This window comes from Pseudoalteromonas sp. S2721 (assembly GCF_005887425.1).
GTDB lineage: Bacteria > Pseudomonadota > Gammaproteobacteria > Enterobacterales > Alteromonadaceae > Pseudoalteromonas > Pseudoalteromonas simplex.
In genome coordinates this window covers 1-397 of the sequence record NZ_PNCZ01000093.1, presented here as the reverse complement: position 1 = coordinate 397, position 397 = coordinate 1, and the positions used below count along the sequence as shown (strand labels likewise).

General features: G+C 48.4%; 1 protein-coding gene. It reads left to right on the top strand.

Annotation, left to right across the window (positions count from 1 at the left end):
* The coding region (locus tag CWC02_RS20335; RefSeq protein ID WP_171043881.1) for a transposase at window positions 1-397 on the top strand (397 nt) is incomplete at both ends.

Sequence of the window (397 nt, the reverse complement as noted above, 5' to 3'; positions counted from 1 at the left end):
ACAACTTCGAGCTGGAAACGATCCTTCACACACCAGGACACCTTCCTCTTGATCGGATCGACGTATGGTTTCAGGACGAAGCACGATTTGGCCAGCAAAATCCGACTACGCGCATTTGGGCTGAAACAGGCACTCGGCCACGGATTGTAAAACAACAGCAATTTGACTATGGATACTTATTTGGCGCGGTATGTCCAGCCACAGGCCAAACAGAAGCGTTAGTTAGCCCATTCGTAAATAAAGAAGCAATGACGCAGCATATGCGCCAGATATCACACGCGACACCTGTTGGAAGACACGCTGTCGTGATAATAGATGGCGCAGGCTGGCACACATACGATACAGCTGCAGAATTTAAAAACCTAACCCTGATAAAGCTCCCACCTTATTCACCAGA